Source organism: Janthinobacterium sp. PSPC3-1 (genome assembly GCF_049896105.1).
Taxonomy (GTDB): domain Bacteria; phylum Pseudomonadota; class Gammaproteobacteria; order Burkholderiales; family Burkholderiaceae_D; genus Janthinobacterium.
Genome location: NZ_JAFCTQ010000006.1, coordinates 190,401 through 205,922, shown reverse-complemented (window position 1 = coordinate 205,922; position 15,522 = coordinate 190,401). Strand labels below are relative to the sequence as shown.

The 15,522-nt window shown below is 61.9% G+C and carries 18 protein-coding genes; 1 reads left to right on the top strand and 17 read right to left on the bottom strand.

The window, feature by feature from the left end; genetic code table 11:
- Positions 1 to 10 precede the first annotated feature (10 nt).
- A complete protein-coding gene (locus ACP7B7_RS09575) occupies positions 11 to 382 on the bottom strand; it encodes a hypothetical protein (protein ID WP_308922468.1) in 372 nt (123 codons plus the stop codon).
- 748 nt (positions 383 to 1,130) lie between these two features.
- Here ACP7B7_RS09575 and ACP7B7_RS09570 point away from each other — a divergent pair.
- Complete coding sequence (locus tag ACP7B7_RS09570) at positions 1,131 to 2,381, top strand: tyrosine-type recombinase/integrase (protein WP_426076531.1); 1,251 nt, start codon at positions 1,131 to 1,133, stop codon at positions 2,379 to 2,381.
- A gap of 9 nt (positions 2,382 to 2,390) precedes the next feature.
- Here the strand turns inward: ACP7B7_RS09570 and ACP7B7_RS09565 are convergent, their stop codons facing one another.
- The 16 genes from ACP7B7_RS09565 to ACP7B7_RS09490 all read right to left on the bottom strand — a co-directional run bounded on the left by ACP7B7_RS09565 (position 2,391) and on the right by ACP7B7_RS09490 (position 15,521).
- On the bottom strand, positions 2,391 to 2,675 hold the full coding sequence (locus ACP7B7_RS09565) for a hypothetical protein (RefSeq protein WP_426076530.1): 285 nt from the start codon (positions 2,673 to 2,675) through the stop codon (positions 2,391 to 2,393).
- Positions 2,672 to 3,067: a hypothetical protein gene (locus ACP7B7_RS09560; RefSeq protein WP_426076529.1), complete on the bottom strand. Its 396-nt coding sequence runs from the start codon at positions 3,065 to 3,067 to the stop codon at positions 2,672 to 2,674. Before ACP7B7_RS09560 ends, ACP7B7_RS09565 begins: the two co-directional genes overlap by 4 nt.
- Positions 3,064 to 3,435 carry a DUF6527 family protein gene (locus ACP7B7_RS09555; protein WP_426076528.1) on the bottom strand — a complete coding sequence of 124 codons (372 nt, stop codon included), beginning with the start codon at positions 3,433 to 3,435 and terminating at the stop codon, positions 3,064 to 3,066. The genes ACP7B7_RS09560 and ACP7B7_RS09555 overlap by 4 nt, the downstream gene beginning before the upstream one ends.
- The gene (locus ACP7B7_RS09550; protein WP_426076527.1) at positions 3,432 to 3,956 is read right to left on the bottom strand and encodes a glycoside hydrolase family 19 protein; all 525 of its coding nucleotides are present in this window, start codon (positions 3,954 to 3,956) and stop codon (positions 3,432 to 3,434) included. Before ACP7B7_RS09550 ends, ACP7B7_RS09555 begins: the two co-directional genes overlap by 4 nt.
- Complete coding sequence (locus tag ACP7B7_RS09545) at positions 3,953 to 4,381, bottom strand: hypothetical protein (protein ID WP_426076526.1); 429 nt, start codon at positions 4,379 to 4,381, stop codon at positions 3,953 to 3,955. The genes ACP7B7_RS09550 and ACP7B7_RS09545 overlap by 4 nt, the downstream gene beginning before the upstream one ends.
- A 56-nt stretch (positions 4,382 to 4,437) precedes the next feature.
- A complete protein-coding gene (locus tag ACP7B7_RS09540; RefSeq protein ID WP_426076525.1) occupies positions 4,438 to 6,261 on the bottom strand; it encodes a hypothetical protein in 1,824 nt (607 codons plus the stop codon).
- 95 nt (positions 6,262 to 6,356) lie between these two features.
- Positions 6,357 to 8,561 (bottom strand): hypothetical protein, encoded by a 2,205-nt coding sequence (locus tag ACP7B7_RS09535; protein WP_426076524.1) that lies wholly within the window; start codon positions 8,559 to 8,561, stop codon positions 6,357 to 6,359.
- 3 nt (positions 8,562 to 8,564) lie between these two features.
- A complete protein-coding gene (locus ACP7B7_RS09530; protein WP_426076523.1) occupies positions 8,565 to 9,737 on the bottom strand; it encodes a hypothetical protein in 1,173 nt (390 codons plus the stop codon).
- Between the two features lie 116 nt (positions 9,738 to 9,853).
- The gene (locus tag ACP7B7_RS09525; RefSeq protein ID WP_426076522.1) at positions 9,854 to 10,549 is read right to left on the bottom strand and encodes a hypothetical protein; all 696 of its coding nucleotides are present in this window, start codon (positions 10,547 to 10,549) and stop codon (positions 9,854 to 9,856) included.
- On the bottom strand, positions 10,537 to 11,001 hold the full coding sequence (locus ACP7B7_RS09520) for a hypothetical protein (protein WP_426076521.1): 465 nt from the start codon (positions 10,999 to 11,001) through the stop codon (positions 10,537 to 10,539). Before ACP7B7_RS09520 ends, ACP7B7_RS09525 begins: the two co-directional genes overlap by 13 nt.
- On the bottom strand, positions 11,001 to 11,372 hold the full coding sequence (locus ACP7B7_RS09515; RefSeq protein WP_426076520.1) for a hypothetical protein: 372 nt from the start codon (positions 11,370 to 11,372) through the stop codon (positions 11,001 to 11,003). Before ACP7B7_RS09515 ends, ACP7B7_RS09520 begins: the two co-directional genes overlap by 1 nt.
- A gap of 9 nt (positions 11,373 to 11,381) precedes the next feature.
- Entirely contained in the window at positions 11,382 to 11,786 is a 405-nt protein-coding gene (locus tag ACP7B7_RS09510) for a hypothetical protein (protein WP_426076519.1), read from the bottom strand.
- 1 nt (position 11,787) lies between these two features.
- Complete coding sequence (locus ACP7B7_RS09505; protein WP_426076518.1) at positions 11,788 to 13,170, bottom strand: hypothetical protein; 1,383 nt, start codon at positions 13,168 to 13,170, stop codon at positions 11,788 to 11,790.
- Positions 13,170 to 13,832, bottom strand: coding sequence for a hypothetical protein (locus ACP7B7_RS09500; RefSeq protein ID WP_426076517.1), 663 nt, complete (start codon positions 13,830 to 13,832; stop codon positions 13,170 to 13,172). The genes ACP7B7_RS09505 and ACP7B7_RS09500 overlap by 1 nt, the downstream gene beginning before the upstream one ends.
- An 8-nt stretch (positions 13,833 to 13,840) precedes the next feature.
- A complete protein-coding gene (locus ACP7B7_RS09495; protein WP_426076516.1) occupies positions 13,841 to 14,251 on the bottom strand; it encodes a Gp49 family protein in 411 nt (136 codons plus the stop codon).
- 55 nt (positions 14,252 to 14,306) lie between these two features.
- A complete protein-coding gene (locus tag ACP7B7_RS09490) occupies positions 14,307 to 15,521 on the bottom strand; it encodes a P22 phage major capsid protein family protein (protein ID WP_426076515.1) in 1,215 nt (404 codons plus the stop codon).
- Between the last annotated feature and the right edge of the window lies 1 nt (position 15,522).

Sequence of the window (15,522 nt, the reverse complement as noted above, 5' to 3'; positions counted from 1 at the left end):
CGCCGTCTCCTCAGGCCGTCGAATCTTCGCTCTTGTCGCCGGCCAGCACCTTCTGCTTCTGTTTCAGGCCCTGGATCACTTTCAGGATGCCTTCCATGCCGGCGGCGCCGTCGGCGCTGCTGAAAGCGTCGAGCACCTCATTGAGCACCTTGTTGCGCACGGCCGCCTCGTCGGACGACATTTCCAGCGCACGCTGCGCCTTCGCGGCTTTTTCGGCCGCGCTCACGCGCGGTTTCGGCGTCGTCTTGCCATGAGTCAAGGCCGCCTGCCAGATCACCCAGCGCCGCTGGGTTTCGAAAATCAGATATTCGTCCGGCTTGTCTTCTCGTCGCCGAACAATGTGGCCGTCACGCTGCGCCCACGCTTCAAATGCAGTTCGCATTTTCTTCCTTTGCAAATGCTACGCGCAAGTCTCACTATTAAAACTGCAACATTTCCAGATGGTACCATTTCTTAATGAAAAAAAACAATGTTCCCGGAACAGTAACGCAGTTATACAGCAAGACCAGCGGCGCCGAAAACGGAGCTTGTGGTCCGCCTCAGGCGCAATGGTCTGTAATTCAGAATCACGCACGGTGAATTCCGATTATTTCATCTCACGGCTGCCACAGCCTGTATGACATGGCTGTCACAATATGCCATTTTAGTAGTGTTTATCGCGTTTTAGCGAGAAACTTTACACCTTTATCGTGTTTAGCTGCTCTTAAATAACATCAACACAATCAAATTTGGCAAATCAACCATGTGGCTTGATCAATCATACACAAAAACCGAAACCGCATGCGCCACGATTGGTTAAAACTATAGTCTTTTTTGAACCTTATCTTCCCGTAGGGCAAATAAACCACACCCGTCATCTTGCCATGCCGGTACGCCGGCTGGCGCCATGCGGTAAGATTCGCCGCTATCGCCCCCTTAAGGAACCTCTCCCATGAAATTAGCCACCTGCTAGTTTCATTGATGAATCATGGCCGCTCTACCTGTGGCGCGCTCCCCTACGGATGCCCGGCGGAGGTGAAATTTCCGTATCCATCTGTCGCACGTTAACGCATACTGGCGCAATGATAATTTGTAGCCAGATTTGTAGCTAGGGGCGCTTGGCTACAAATTGGGTGAATGGAGGGTGGGTAATGGCAAAGCGGGGCAACAACCAGTTAGATGACATGCAGATCCGCAGATGGGTAGCGGATGGCAGGCCTATCGCCAAAACGGATGGCGGAGGCTTGACATTCACCCTCTCGAAGGCCGGGACGGCGGCCTGGGTGCTGCGGTACATGCGCGACGGCAAGGCCAAAGAGCTGACCATCGGAAACTATCCCGATATCACCTTGGCGGCCGCGCGCAAGATCGCCAGCAGGCGCCGCGTGGAGATCGATGGTGGACTGGACCCGGTGGCGATAAAGCGCGCCGAACGACTGAAATCTCGGGCTGCGTGGCTGGTGGGCGCGCTCATTGATGACTACTCAGTGAAAAACCTCACCCTGGAGCAGTACGTCGAGGACACCATTTATTACCGGGAGTGGGATTTTAAGAAGATCATCCGCCCGAGGCTGGGCCCGATGGAGGTGCGCGCAGTGGTGCCGGCTGACATCGTGCACATGCTGGAGACGTCGAAACGGTCGTGGGCCGTTCAAAAACGCATTTTGACATCGGTTTCAAAACTGTTTGACCATGCCGTGGGCAAGCAGATCATCCCGATCAACCCCTGCGTGGGCATCAAGCTGACCGCGATGCTGGGCCCAAAGCCGCCCGTGAAAAAACGCGTGATGTTGTCGGAGCAAGATTTGAGGGCGCTGCTGTCGGGGATTGATGATATTGGTGCCGAGAACGCGCTGGCGTTTCGGGTAATGCTGGCCACCTGCGTGCGCACCGTCGAACTGGTGAAGGCGCGCTGGGAGCATGTCGATTTCGTTGCGGGAACGTGGTACGTCCCGGACGACTCGGTAAAAACGCGGCAGGGATTTCTGGTGCCGATCACGCCCACGGTCGGCACCTGGTTCCGGCGCCTGCAGGAATTGTCGGACGGATCGGAATGGGTACTGCCAGCCCGAAGCGCGCGGCGCGCCGGCATGTGCGTGGGGCGCACCACGCTATGGGCCGCCCTCACCCGGGCGTTTGAGCGTGGCGACATTGACGTGCAGCGGTTCACGCCGCACGACACGCGCAGTACCGCCAAGAGCCACATGCGCAACCTGGGTGTATCAAGAGATATTTCGGAGATCGCCCTGAATCATGCGCTGAAGGGTATGGAGGGAATTTACGATGTGCGCGAGGAGATCCCGGAGCGCCGTGCGGCGCTGGAATTGTGGGCGGCATTCATCGGCGCATGCGAGTCGGGCCAGCCATGGAATGTCGTGCCGCTGCGCTCGGTGGCGCGCTGAGTCCAGGCGCTACCTGCACCCCTCAATGGTCGCCTTCAGCTCGCCTTCATATCCCCGCCCGAGCAGCCAATCCCGCGCCAGCGCCAGGATGATCTCGCCATCCGTTGCGGTCGGCGGTAGCTTGTCGAACTCGTAGGTCGGGCGCGGTATTTGCACCTTTACACATGGTGTAAAGACTGGAATTTCCACGCGCAACGGCGCTGGCGGCGCGCTGGCGCAACCGGTCAGCAGCACAGCGCACGAAATTGCGAAATTGCGAAATTGCGATTTATCGAAAGTTTTTCGTGTTTTCATCGCAGCCCTTCCAGCATGGTCCGCACAGCCGGCATGGCCTGGTCGCAGGTCGTGGCGCGCACGCCGGCCAGCTGCGCCAGCGCTGCCTGATACTTCTTGCCAGCGACAGCCGCAGCGGCCCGCGCTGCCTCGCCGCGCTGCTGGGCCGCCAGCGTCGCCCGGGCCATGCCATCGACCGCCAGGTTCTGCTCGGCGATCGATGCGCGCAGCGCAGCGCTGACGCCCTGCTCCACCACCAGCGCCGCGCGCGCCAGGTCGCGGTCGCCAGCGGCCAGCCACCAGCCGGTGCCGGTAGCGCTGGCCACCACCAGCAGCACGGCGGCCAGCACGATGGCGGCCACCTTCCAGATGCCGTCGGCGGCGGTGCCGGTCAGCGCGGTGATGGCGCTCACGTCACATCCTCCAGCAAGACCGTATCGAAATCGGGAATGTCGACGGTCTTCCCGGCCAGCTCGTGCGTGCAGTCGCCCAGGAACTGGATGCGTCCATCGACCACGAACGAATGGCACACGAACGGAACGGGCGCTGGTAACGGCGCCTCACCGCGCATCCACGCCGCATGCCCCTCGTCGGCCAGTGGCCGCGTGCCGCGCACCAGGATCGACGGCGAGAACGTCGGCCGCTCAGCGCTGCCGTTCCATGCCCAGCGCGGGCCGGCGCCGGCGCCAACCCATACCCGGTGCGGCACGCCACAGCCCGGGCACTCGAACATGAGGCCGTCGCCCTGCACGCTGCGCAGGATCCGCGATAGCGCGCTCACGCCAGCACCTTCTGTGCGACCTTGAAAAAGGCCAGGCGCTCGGCCAGGCCATTGGTGCCGCCGTTGATCTTCCGGGTCACTGCAATTTGATCGCCAGCGTCAGCCAGGGCATTCAGGCCCCGCGACTGCCAAAACCAGCCGGCCGAGCGGCAGGCGTTGACGGTCTGTTCGAGCAGCGCTGGCTGAGCCAGCAGGTCCAGGCCCAGGGCCTTGCCGCACGCGGCGTAGTTGCTGCGACCGGTCACCTGGATCAGCCCGCGCCCACGGAAGCGCACGCCGTCGCCGGGTTGTGTGTTACCCAGATCCTTACGCCCTTCGTAGGCTGCGCCGCTGGCCAGCTCGCGCACGTACAGGAGCTGGCCGGACTCGTGCGCCAGCTGGGCCAGGAACGATGCCTGGCGTGTCGGCGTGTTGATGCCGAATTCCACCATGGACGCGTTTAACGCAGGCAGGAACGTCACGACCCGGGCGCGCGCCAACGGCATGATGGCCTGCAGCTGGGCCAGCGTGAGCGCGCTCACAGGCCGCTCCGCACGTCACGGACGATTTCGGCCGCATCGCGCGCCAGCTCGCCGATGTCCTTGTCGCGGCGCTTGTCGAGCCAGCGCACACAGGCGCCCAGCACCCACCAGGCCGGCAAGCCGGCCGCCACCATCAGCGGTGCAGCGATGAACAAGAATCCCAAGGCCGGATCGCTGCCATACATCAGTGCCACGTCCTTGGCGTTCTCGAACAGGCTAGGCCACCAGGAGCGCACGGCCACCACCAAGGCCGGGCCCATCAGTACGGAAAACACGATTGTCACGAAAAAGCGGACGAATGCTTCTTTTGCAGATTTTGGCCACATAAACATGAACCCCAAGCTGGTTGCGGCAGCGCCGGCAAGAACCGGGATGCCAAAAATTTTGATCAGTGCGCCGCCGGCGGCGGTTGTTTCGATGGCCATGAATGCCTTTCGGGTGGTGGAAATGAAAAACCCGCCGAGGCGGATAGGTGATGGTTTTATACTTGGGTCAAACGACACCGGACGTTGTACAGCACGTCGGGGCCGGACGGGGTGACATTGAGAGTCAGCCGGGGCAACCCCTCTCCGCTTGCGAACGACAGCCCGTAAGCGACGGCGATGGGCTCGCCGTTGGCGCCGGTATTCGTCCACGCGCTGGAAATCAGCGTCACCGCCGAGGGGGAAAAGCCGCTGTTTCGCGCGCTAATCAGCAACAGGTCGGTACGGTTCAGATTGGCGTTTGTCGATACAGCCATTTCGACAACAACCAGGCTCCCGCCGGTGTCGCCAACCCCTAGCAGGCCGGCAGGGGTAATCGGCGTAACTATGCGGGAAATCACCCCATCCGTACGTGCGCCACCGCCAGGCAGGATCGTCATTCCGCCAATACCGGCGCCGGTAACAACGACGGTGTTGTTATAGTTGTTAATCGTACTGCCACCGGCAACATTTGAGGTGCCGATCAGAATATTTCCATTGCAATTCGTGTCGATGAAAATAGCCTGGTCCAGCAGCCCGCCCGTTTCGCAGGTCCAGCCGACAAACACATTGCTATTGCTGTCCGTGTCAGGTCCGCCGGCTTTGTTCGATAGTTTGATCCCGATACAGCCATTGGCCGCCGCGCCGTGGAAGAACATATTGTTGAAATTATTTGCGTAGGCGCCGCGCAGCCAGATATTCGCCGTCCGGCATTGCCAGAAGTGGCAATTGCTGATGTTGTGAGCATTGGCATTTTCGCCAAAAAAACATCCGATATCAAAGTTCTTGGTATTGATGCCCCGCACTAGGCCAAAATAATTAGCATTCAGCGGAAAACTGATCTGGCCGCTGATAACCGCCCAGCCGATGCTGCCCGCAACACCATTGCCCTGCAGGTCGACATCGCAAAAACGCCAATACCACGCATTGCGCTCATCCGTATTGCTCATGTGGCCCAGCGTCACCACGCCGGTCGGCGAGCCATTGTCAGTCTGGATCAGGCCGCCAGTAAATTCAGTGTAGGAATCCAGCACGTACAGTACCGGGGCGGTGTTGGTCGTGTAGGTGGCACTGCGCCAGAATCGGGCGTTTTTTTCGCACGTCAGGCGCGAACCGTTGCTCAGCAGCAGCGACCCGTCAACCCGGTAATCACCCGTGCCCGCATAGGTCTGTTTGCCCAGGCGCGCCAACAGCACGGCATTGATCGCGGCGGTCTGGTCACCGCTGGTCATGCCGCGTTTAACGCCGTACTGGGCCAGCGACGGGGCGAACGACTGCGATAATTTCCAACGTCCGCCATCGGCGGCAACGATGACCGTGCATCCGTCGTCGGCGCTCACAGTGTCGGCCGCATCTAAATAGTACGGCCCGCCGCCGCCATCGCCTGCCGACCAATAGCCCGTCACAAACGAAGATTTAGACGGCGACGTTTTGAGCAGGCCACGCAACCCGGGGATGGATGAGACGACCTGTGAGGCGCCACCCACCATGGCCGCTCCCGTCGCGCCAGATAGATTTTCCACAACTGAATTGGCGAGGTTGTCAACGCCGTCGGCGCGCCGCGTCCAAACCGTTGTGCTGTCGGCGCGCTTGAGCGCGATGTCGTATACACCCTTACCCAGATACAGCGGCGTCGGCAATTCCCCGCGCGCGTTGAGCGCGATGTATTGGCCGCCCAGGCCATCAGCGGTGTAGGTTTGCGGTACGGTGCCTTCCGGGTCGGTGTAGGCGATCTTCTGCGCGGTGGTGCCGAAGGCATAGGTGTACAGGCGGCCACCGACCAGGGTGACGCCCGCGTCCGTGAATTCCTGGATATTAAATAGTGCTGGCTGGCTTGCTGACATGGGGTGGTCCCGGAAACAAAAAAGCCCCGCGTCGGCGAGGCTGAAACAAAAAAGCCGCCTGGGAAGGCGGCCTGCGAGGGTGACGGTGCTGCGGGTTACTGCTGCGGGATCTGGACCGGCACGAGCGGCGGCAAGCTATTGGCGCCTGCGGCGCCGCCCAGCACGCCGACGCGCGTCGACAGTTGCAGGTTCTGGTCGTTGATGCGCTGCACCAGCGCGGCCAGTGCATTCATTTCACGCTGGGCGTCCGGGCCGCGCGAGAGCAGCATCTGGCCCATTCGGTTGCGCACGCCTTCAGGGGTGGCCACGCGGTTCCAGTAGTTTTTGGCAGAGCCGACAGCGGCCAGGACATTGCCGCTTTTGGCTCCGGCCACCGCGCCGGCTGCGTCCTTCATGGCCGACATGTCCATATCCCCCATTGCGGCCAGGCGTTCGGCCGTTTTTGAGTTGCCAGCAATTCCTTGCAGTTGGCGGAATTTTTGTTCGCGGTAAACGTCGCTGGTGAACTCGCGGAAGGCCCGCTCGGTCCCGAAGATGGGCTTGAGGCGCTCTCGCGTCGACTGGTTTTTCCACATGCTCATCACGTCGGTTCGACCGCCCTGCATGCCCAGTTTTCCGCGCAGGCCCTCGAATGCACCAATGCGAAAGGCCTGCTTTTCGTTGTCGCTCATGCCGCGGATTACCGAATTGATTGCGGCCTCATCCTGATTGATGGCCCGCTTTCCGGCATTGGCCGCATCAATTAATTGCGAAGGACCAGCATAGGCGCGCCGGGCATTCGCATACAGCGATTGCCCGGTAGTGGCATTGGTGGTGGCGGAATCAAGGTGTTTTAACAGGTCGTCCTTCAGCTCCATGTAGGCACGGCCAAGCGGTGTCATCGTCCCATCTGCCAGCGTCGCTTTACGGCTGCTTAGTACTTGGTCGATTCCCTGCTTGACGTGATCGAGGTCACCCATGTTCCACCTTGCTGGTGACGTATCGACCGTGAAGGGCAGTTGGCGCGCCATGGCAATTTCCTTGCCCAGCGCGGTCACGCCGAGTTTGTCGGCGTTCTTCATCAGTTCTTTCAACTGATCCGAAGGCATGATGTCGGTGCGGCGCAGCTCGGCATAGAGCGGTGCGGAATCCAATGTGCGGCGGGCAATCAGTGAATCGACGGTAGTGGGGAGGCGCTGGCCCGCAGTGTCGAGCGCGCCTTCGGCGGCATTTCGCAGGCGATCGCCTTCGGTCGCCATGCGCTGACGTTGCGCCACTTTGACGGCCTCTTTTGTTCTGCCGGGAAGAATTGCCAGCGTGTCGAGTAACTGCTGGGTATTGGAGCTCCCTGCATCGACGATTCGCCCTTCAGGCCCCAGCTTGCTGAACCGGTTGGCGATTTGCGTCAAGGGATTCAGCACACCGCCGGTGTACAGGTCGCCAGTGGCATCGCGCGCAAAGGCCTGCGCCACTTTCTGTTTGGCGTATTCGGCAGCCGCCGTTTCCGAAACCCGGCCCTTGACGTTGCGCGCGATGGCACCCAGTCCGCTCACCACTGGCGATGAAAGGCCGCCAAACGCGGCGGCGGTGGCGGCCGATGTGGCCGCGTCGCCCAGTGAGCCGCCGAAGGTATCCGCATTGGAGTTGGTGGCGCCCATGACGCCGCCGTAGGCAGCGCCCACGCCGGCGGCCTGTGCCGCCCGGGGCAACGCACCAATGACCTTGCCGGCCCGCTGCGTGATGCCGGCCATCTGCATCAATTTGGCGCCGCCTTTCACCAGGGCGCCACCGACCGGTAGTGACGCGAGGATATCGCCGCTCACCTCACCCGCCAGGGCCGAGAGCGGGTTTTTCTCTTTATACGGCGCCATGTCGGCGGCCAGCCGTGCCCGGCCAGCGTCCGCATCCTGAACCAGCCAATTACCTGCACGGCCCAGCAAGGACGTGGGTTTCTTTCCTGCGACCAGGTCGGAGATGGTCGGCGCATCTGACGTCGCCCGGCCGAGGCCTTCCAGCCCTTTCCCTACCAGGCGCTGCGCGCCCAATACGAATCGCCCGGCGCTCGATCCTGCGCCGGCGGCGGCGGCCGTCACGCCATCGAGGAAACTACCACCCTTATCCTGAGGCGCTGCTGGCTGGGCGGCCGTCGGCTGCGCGCCACCAACAAGATGGCTGACAATTTCTTCGGGCTTGTAGCCGGCGCCGGTCGCTGCCTTGATCTTCTCGCCATACTCGGGCATGGCCGCCAGGTAGCTGGCGATGTCGGTATCGCTGTAGCCGGCGGCTTTTGCCGCGGCGATTTTCTCTTGAACGGTGGCCATGGTTTATTTGAAAATATCGTTGAGGGATGGCTTTGCGGCGCCAGCGCCCACGTCGGCCGTGAAAGCGGAGTTGCCCGCGTTGCGCTTCAGGCCCTGAATGGTGATCTTGCGGTTATTCGCTTTTTGCTGAATAACCGCTTTGCTGTCGCCTGGCTGCGGGAAATACTGCTTTTCCGCATTTTCGAATTCGGACGGGCCGATCGCGGCGCCGGATTCCTGGCGCAGCACCGCATTGATGAAGTCGCGCTGGGCCTGCTCGGCCTGCTGGTCGGCATCGCTCAGGCGATTATTTGCGATCGTGCCGAGCGCGCCGCCAACCAGGGGGGTGTCTGCCATCGACCGCTTTATATTGACGGCTGCGGGGCTGTATTTAAGCTGGCTGAGGATTTTGTCCGCTTCCTCGGCGCGCGCGCCGAAGATGGCCGATTTGCCCTCGAACTCGGTTGGCTTGCCTTTGACGATTTTTGGATCGGCTGGGCCGCCAGGGATCGGCGCCAGTGTGCCGTCAGGGTTGGCGCGGTAGCCAGTGGGAATGCGGCCCTGGCTTAAGGCCTCACTAGCGCGTGCATCGGCCTTGTTTTGGCCGGCAATAGTCACGCCACGATTTGCGTCGCCTTCCGACTTGATGCGCTGGTCGGTGATGCCGAACTGGCGTACTTGCTCGCGCTGCTTCAGCTGTTCGAGTTGCTGCTGGAACTGTTCGGTGACCGATTGCCCGCCGCGCATTGCATCAGCCTTCCACTGCGCGAAGGCCCTTGGATCTTGCGCGGCAGCCTGGATGCGCGCGACTCCCTGCTCGTACTGTCCAGGCTTCGAAAACAAGCCCAGAGCGGCGCTTTCGTCGGCCCAGGCCAATGCATCAGCGGGATTTTGCACGGTGGCCAGCTTTTGCGCCTGGAAGTTGTGCAGCGCAGTCGCCTGCGCCAGTTTCTTCACGGCAGTCTCGGCATCATCCTTGTCGGCGGCGGCCGTGCCCTTGCGGCGCTCGATCAGCGACTTGTCCAGGGCGTCGGCAGCGGCGAAGCCTTCCGGTGATGCCGTGCCGCGCATGGCCTGGATGCGCTGGTCGTCGGTGGCGCCCTGTGGCAACCCCATCAGCGCCTGGCGCAGCTGGTCGGCGCGTTGTCGAGACTGCACGCCGTCGGCGTACTTCTGCTGGCCGGCGGCCAGCTCCAAGGCGTTTTGCCCCAGCGCCTGCTTGCGCGCGTCTGCAGCATCGTATTCGGCCGCGTAGTCCATGACCGACTTGGGCGCGCGCAAGTACTGCTGGAAAATATTGTCATCTGCCATTCTTATCCTCCGCTCAATGCTTGTGCGTTGATTCGCGCCATTTCGTCAGCGTATCCGCCTGCTGCCGATCCGGTTCCGGCACTGCGCCCATACAGCGCGGCGATCTGATTACCTGCATTGCCCCAGATATTGCCCTGCGCCAGCGTTGCGGCACCGGCATTGTTAGCGGCGGCGCGCGTCAGGGCGTTGTTCGATGCGGCAGTCTCCGCTCCCAGGGCGCTGACGTTCTGCGTGCTCGTCTGGCCAATCTGCGCAAGCGCCGCCAGGCGGTTCAGGCGGTCGCTGCGTGCTTGGTTTGCGCGGCTGTAGGCCGCGCTGTAGCCGCTGGTGGCATAGTCGGTGCCGTACTGCGCTGCAGCTTTCAGGGCGGCTCCGGAAATGCGGCCACCAGCGGCCGATGTCTGGCGGTTGATGGCCTGCTGGCCCTGGCTCAGGCCGAACTGGTAGCCGGGCTCGAGCTGCACCTGGCTCTGGTCGAGTGGGGTATCGTTTTCGGTTGCGAACGTGCCGAGCGCCTTGGCGCCGGCCTCGCGGTACGGGGCATAGTCGGCACGGGTTTGGTCGTACTGACGGGCGTTTTCCGCCAAACCAGCCGTCGTACCCTCTGCCTGCTGATTCGCCGCCTTTCCCGCCGCTTTCGAGGTGATAAGGGCACCACCTACCGTGCCCCCTACAACTGCTACCGCTACCCAAGACATGGCTTTTCCTCCGCGCTGAGCGCTTCATGGTTCTCGTAAATCAAGTCGCCCTCGATGAGCGCCAAATCGGTTACGTCGGTCCGAAAGACGTTGATAAAGATGGTGTCCTCGTGGGCGTAGCCGATTTTCTGGATACCGGCTGGCGATGTCACCGTATAGCCAGCCTGCACCCTCATGTAGCCGGTTTCCGTCATGATGGTGATATCTCCCTTGGCAACGATGTTCACGCAGGGTCGACGGTGAATTTTTCCCACCAGCTCGCACCCCTTGGGAATGAGCACCGTACGGGTGTAAAGGCCGTCGACCAGCGTTTCCGTGAATGGCAGGCTAACCAGATTCGGACTGGTCAGCATTTCAGCCTGGCGCTGACATATTGCCGCCCTGGTCGCCTGGCGATCGACGCCGGGCATAAATGGCGCCACGCTGCAGTCGATCACTTGCTCGATCTGCATCAGCCAGCCACCCCGATCTCACCCTCGCCGGAAATCGTCAGCGCGCTGGCCGTGCCGGCGCCGCCGACCAGGAACTCGCCGGCATCCAGGCGCAGCATGCCGTACCAGTCGTAAGACTGGTTGGCCGGCACCTGCTGGCCGGCGCCGATCACCTCGGTGCCTGCGACGTTTGCGCCTGTGGCACCCAGGAACATCGAGAATGCGGCTGCGGCCGCCGTCTTGTTGGTCACGCGGAGGTGTTTGAGCACGATGTACTGCGACGAAGCGCCGGCATTCACGCCACCGGTCGCTGTTGGCGGGCTGAGCAAATTGGTGGTCAGCGCGGCGCTCAATGCGATCGGGCCGAAGCGGAAGGTTTTGTTCGAGGCCATGATTGTCTTTCAGTTGGATTTGACGGGCCAGAAAACGTCATTCGTTTCTGACTCTTGCAGCATAAAAATCGCAGGGCCGGGTTGGCCCGGCTCGCCAGTGCGGCCTTGAGGCCCGGGGATGAATTCGACATTGCCGCCCTCATCGCCCAAAATCACGGCCGGGCCGGTGGCGCCAGTACCGCCAGGCGGGCCGGGTGGACCGGGTGGTGGCAGGATCGAATCGGGGCCGTCTCCGCCCTCGGCCAGCAGGCCCATGAAGGCGCCGGTGGCGAAGTTGTTGAAGCTCTGCAGCGTGCTGTTCGACTGGCTGTTCAACGATTCGAAGTAGCGCGCCCATTCGACTGTCAGGAAGATTTCAAGCTGCTTGCCGTTGACGATGACGGTACCGATGGCAATGCGGGTCGGTGGCGGCACGTTAATCATCAATGGCCACCGCATGGATATTGAACGGTACCGGATCGGAACAGCGGATGCGGAACACGCGGTCGTGCGCCGTGCCCAGCATCTGCCAGCGTACCTTTTGCATCCAGCGGCCGACGGCGCCCAGCGAGCGCATCAACTTGGGACCGAAGGTGAAGCCGCCATCGTTGGACAGTTCGAGCGTGACATTACCGCCGTGGCCGGTGGTGCAGGCCATTTCCAGGCTGTTGAACGTAATCGGCTCCATGCTGGACTTGACCAGGTGCGGCCAAGTGCGCTCGCGCACCAGCGGGTCGTCGCCCAGCGTATAGGTTTCGTTGTCGACTTTATAGATCTTGCCAGCGGCATCGCCGGCGTATTGCGCACCATTGGTAAAACACACGCTGGTGGTGCGCAGCGGCGCCCAGCCATCGACCCATTCGGCGCGCTCGTGCCATTGCTGCATGGCTGCGTCGTAGACCAGTGTGGTATTCATGCCTGGCGCGGTGATGCCGATGAACTCATGGCCCTCGACCTGATATGTCCACATGGTGGCGGCGGTCAGGTCGCTGGATTTGGCCAGCAGCTCTTCCATGGCGCGTGTCGATACACGTTGGGCGGCGTGTCCGGCCATACGGTAGACGATTCCGGTGCCTTTGCGGGTCTGGCCGATCCAGAAAATCGACTCGGTGGCGACAATGGCGGCGCCACGGCCGACGCAGCCGATATCGATCTGGACGCCGTTGTAGCGCGCGAACGGGAACAGCGCGCCGCCGCTGTTGATCCAGATCTCGGTGGTGTAGGCCCCCAACAGGATCAACTCGCGGCGCAGCACAAGGGTAGCGACGATGTTGTCAGGTTGGGCGTCGGCCGAAGTGAAATCCAGCGCATCGATCGTGCTGGCGTCATCGATAGCCGTGATGTAAAACTGGTCGGCATCAGGGGCAACGAAGATCATGTAGCCGTCAATGAAGTCGACCGTATAGGATCCGCGCCAGCCTGCCGATGTAATGGTGCTGAGCGCATTGCTGGCCAACGTGAAAATCTGACCTATGGCGCCGGCCACGATCACCAGCTGCGTGTTGTTGTGTGCCATGCCGACCGTCCCACTGGATGTGATCAGCACGCCGCGGCTGACGGCGGCGCCAGCCACGATCTCATACAGCACACTACCAGCCACCACAAACCAGCGGCCCTCAACATTGCGCTGACCACGGATCTCGGCGCCCAGGTCGAGGTATTGCAGCAGGCCAGGCGCTGAAACCTGCGTCAAGATGCGCGTTTCGCCCAGGCCCTCGACCTGCTCCAGATAGCAGTTGATGGCTGTCTGCACGGCCGCCTTGCGGTCGTCCAGGTGATAGCTGGGACCGATGGCGGCCACGTAGTTGCGGCCGGCCATCAGTTCCAACCCTGCAAAATGTTGCCGCCGCAGTTCGGGGTGAGCGGACTGGTGCTGATGATGGCGGGATTCACGTTGGCATTCTCGATGCGGAACATGGCGCGGCGCTCGGCCATCACCAGCTCGTTCGTGACCTTGCCCAGCAGCGCCGGCGCCATGGCCACGGCCAGGGCTGCGGCGAACGCGCCCCGGTAGCCTGCGGGTAGCAGATAGGCCGTGTCCAGGTCGGCGAACTGCGAGAACGGCACGCGCGACAGGGCGTTGATGGTGTTGCCGCTGGCGGCCGGGTGCAGGTAGATGGTGGCGAGTCCGTCGTAGGCCCACAGCTCCGGACGGCCGGGGCCCACCTTTTCATAGATGTTGTTGTACTGCGCCATGGTGATCGGCGTCATAGGGTAATCGTCGGCCTGCAACTGGGCGACTTCGGTCCCGGCCGGGATGCTGGCGAACGGGCCCTGGCCCAGCGTCATGCTCTGGCCTGTGACGGCGCCGGACACGATCTGCTGTTGCGGCGGCATGGCGCGGCCGACCGACCAGTCATCAGCGATGCTGTTGAGGCGGCGCAGGCACGCGGCGGCCAGGTCAGCATCGACCGTTTCGCCGGGCGACAGGCGATTCATGGCTTCGAGGGTCAGGCTGAGGATGGTGCGGGCGGTAACCATCGTCTTCTTTATTTCGGCGACGCATCGAACTTGACGCGGCGGTGAAGATCAACCTTCAGTGCATAGCCCAGTAGCGGCCAGATCTTCTCTTCCGCGTTTTTCCGGGCGATCTTGCGGCCGATTTCGGCGTCGAAGTTTTCAGGGCTTGCGCATGCCGATTCGCCAGTGACGGTAAAGCCATTTTGCAGCTCCAACACGCAGAAAGTCAGCGTGCTCAATGGTCCAGTACGATCCGGCTCGCCTTCGACTGGCTTCGGCGCGGCCGGGTCGCTATCGGCCCAGTAAGCCAGCTGAGCGCCTTGCCACGCCGTGAAATAGTGGGCCTGCAAAACAGCGGCTTGGATATCCGCTGGCGTGATACGAGGCGCAGTCATGTTTTTAGCTTCAATCATGGCGCCGATTGTGTCTTGAGTGGCCATACATTTCCTTGTGGATGTCGAAAAGAGCGAGCGCCCGAAGGCGCCCGTGCATTTGTTACTCGGTCACGCGGCTAGCATGGTCCGTACGGACGCCGGCGAAGCCGTACAGCACGTCGATACGCGTGCTGGAGGTGTCTGCCGTGAACGAGCCGCCCGACATCACGCGCACGCCGAAGCCATCGACCATGGCGGAATAGCCGACGGTGCCGGGGATCAAGCCCAGGTTGGCGAATGCCGCTGCGAAGGCGTTTTTTTGGAACACCAGGTTCTTGCGCAGGATGACGCCGGCACCGCCTACCAGCGTGGCAACACCAGCGGCTGCCGGCAGCTTCGATACGTTTCCGATCTCGGTCGCAGTCGTCGGCACCATGGCAGGGGCGAATGGAACGGTCGTGGCGCCGACAGCGCAATCGGCGGTAACCACAAACTGGCGCGGCTCGGACGCGCCCAGGGTCTGGCCGGTGATCGGGTGTACCGCATTGACAGTGGCCACGGTGAACGTCTGGCCGGCGAGCAGCGTGCCGGTGAGCGCCGTGACAGTCAGCGAAGTGGCGCCAGAGGCAGGCACGCCATTGAGCGTAAAGGTATTTGCCTGGGTGCCGTTGGTCAGTGATGGGAGGCTTTGGTTCTCGAAGAACGACATGCCTTGCGCATCACCCAGCACGCCGGTTTTGTACTGCTCGGCGATAGCCTTATTCGGGTTGAACAGTACCTTCGACGTATCCACCATTTCCGTATTGGCGTCCGACGAAAACATGCACGAACGATCTGCGGGCGGCGCCAGGAACTTCTGCAGCTTGGCGCGGGCCTGGGCGTAGGTGCGCATGGTATTCGGGATCGTGCCGGGCGTGCCGACGCTATTCGAGGTGGCCAGCACCGCGCGCATCAGCAAGTCGGCCTGAACGATCGACGCCAGCGACTGCATTGCCGGGCGCAAGATGCGCTCGCGCTCGGATTCCAGCTTGAGCGCCTTTTCGACGCTGGTGATGGTGACGGCGGTGTGCTTCTGCGTATTGAGCTGCAGGCGCACCTTGGTTTCTTTTACCGCAGGTGCAGCGTTGCCGCCTGCGAATACTGGGCCATCGAAGACGACCGGCACGAACGGTACCGAGATATCGACGAAGTCGCCTTTGGCATAGCCTTCAACGGGCTTACCGAAGTCCGAGTCGCGGCCGCGGTTGATCTGGCCGAGGAATGATGCTTCCTCTTTCAGGATTTCGGCGCCTTCTCGGGCCAGCATTTGATGCACTGAAAAAATATTGTCTGCCATG